General features: G+C 65.0%; 3 protein-coding genes. All 3 read right to left on the bottom strand.

Annotated features, from left to right (window positions below):
• Positions 1-672: GNAT family protein (locus EOA33_RS25780; protein WP_190234373.1), on the bottom strand; the 672-nt coding region annotated here is incomplete at its 3' end.
• A gap of 67 nt (positions 673-739) precedes the next feature.
• Positions 740-1474, bottom strand: a complete 735-nt coding sequence (locus EOA33_RS25775; protein ID WP_189347333.1) for a class I SAM-dependent methyltransferase — start codon at positions 1472-1474, stop codon at positions 740-742.
• 35 nt (positions 1475-1509) lie between these two features.
• The coding region (locus EOA33_RS40810) for a ketopantoate reductase C-terminal domain-containing protein (RefSeq protein WP_281033555.1) at positions 1510-1820 on the bottom strand (311 nt) is incomplete at its 5' end.

The raw sequence follows: 1820 nt of genomic DNA, 5'->3' as shown, positions 1-1820 counted from the left end.
GATTTCGGTCAGCGACCAGATCTGCCGCCCATCGCGGAAGTTCGCGGGATCGAGCCAGGCCTCGAAGGCGGCGCGGCGGGCCGGCCATTCGCTGGAAAGCATCGAGTACATGCAGATGTCGCGCGGCTTGCCCTTCAGGAACAGGCTCTCGCGCAGCATGCCTTCATAGACGAAGCCGAGTCGGTCGGCCGCCTTGCGCGAGCGCTGGTTGGTCGAGGTGCAGGTCCATTCCAGGCGCCGGTAGCCGAGATCGTCGAAGACGTGGCGCAGGATGAGGTAGAGCGCTTCGGTGGCGAGCCGCGTGCGCTGCAGCGGCGGTGTGTAGAGCACATAGCCGAGCTCGACGACATGATGCGCGGGTCGCGCCTCCATCAGGCAGAGCCATCCGAGCGGCCCGCCATCGGGGCCATCGACGGCGAAGAAGGCGCGCTTGGGATCGGCCACCAGGACGGCGACTTGCTCGGCGAAGGCCCGTTCGGTGGCGAACGGCCCCACCTTCATGTCGACCCAGGTGGCGTGCGTGTGCTCGTCATGCGAGAGCAGGTAGAGTTGTGCCGCATCGCCCGCGGCGTCGAGCGGCCGCAGCCGCCCCCAGCGGCCGGCAAGCTCAATGGCCAAGGGAACCGGCGCATCACCCGGCGTGACCTCGTTCGGTTTCAGCTTGGATGACATTGTCTCGCATCTCTTTGTTTTGAGCAGTTGCGGACGGAAAGCCGTTTCACGCTTTTGCTGGAGTGCTCTAGTTCCAGTATCGGAACATCCTACCCATTCTGTTCGGCATGACGAAAATCTCCTCCGCGTGGGAAAAGCCGGCATCCCGCCCCATGCCGAGCCATGTGGCGGCGGTTTCCGGGAAATCGGCCAGCAGCATGTGCCGTTCCATGGCGGCGAACTCCTCGTCGGAAACGGCCGACCATTCATCGCGCAGCAAGGAGAAGCGGGCGAGCCAGGCGGCGCGATCCTCTCCCTCGAAAAGCGCTGGCTCCCAGATGACGAAGAGGCCCATCCCTCCCAGGGCCCTGCGGGCGTGCCGCATCAGCCGCGCCTTACCCTCGGTCGGCAGGTGGTGCAGCGACATGCCGATCCAGATCACGTCGACGGGCTCCGACCACGTCGCCATCGCATGCGCGAAATCGCTGCAACGCAACTCGACCGGGCAAGGAAGGATATCGAGCTCTCGAGCCGCCAGCCGCAGCGATGCCTCGGACAGATCGATGCCGACATAGTTGCCGATCGTGGTCGTCCTCAACGTCGCAGCGGAGGCGCCGGCATCGCCGCACGCCACGTCGAGAAAGCGGAACGACGCAGGCGCAAGCTCCGTGAGCACGTCACGCAGAAGGCGATAGACCTCGCGATGGAACATGAGGTTTGCATCCACGATCCTGCGATAGGTATCAAGCTCCCTGTTGAACATGTCCTGGGAGCCCGTTGCCTCGCTCCCTGTCGTCGCCGGCATGCCTTCGCTCGATGTCACAAAAATGCCCTCCATGGAAGGTCGATGGGATGCCGCTAGGCAGCGGCACCTGCTGCGTAGAGATGCAAGGCGCGGAAGACCGCCGTGTGGCCAGGGGTCGCGATGCCGAACTCGATGCCCAGCTGGTGCATCCGCCCGGACAGCCAGGCGACCTCGATCGGCTTTCCCCTTTCGAGATCGTTGGCCATCGACGATTTCACATGCGGGGGGAATGCGCTCCACCTGGTCGTGACGCGCCGTTCGAATCCCTCGGCCAGCGGATGACCGGCGGCCGCGGCAATCGCCATGCCCTCGTCGCGCAGCTGCTCGATGAAGATGCGCGCCTCGGGGTCGTCGAGGATCGGAC

The organism is Mesorhizobium sp. M4A.F.Ca.ET.050.02.1.1, assembly GCF_003997725.1.
Lineage (GTDB): Bacteria > Pseudomonadota > Alphaproteobacteria > Rhizobiales > Rhizobiaceae > Mesorhizobium.
This window is presented reverse-complemented; position numbering and strand designations above follow the sequence as displayed.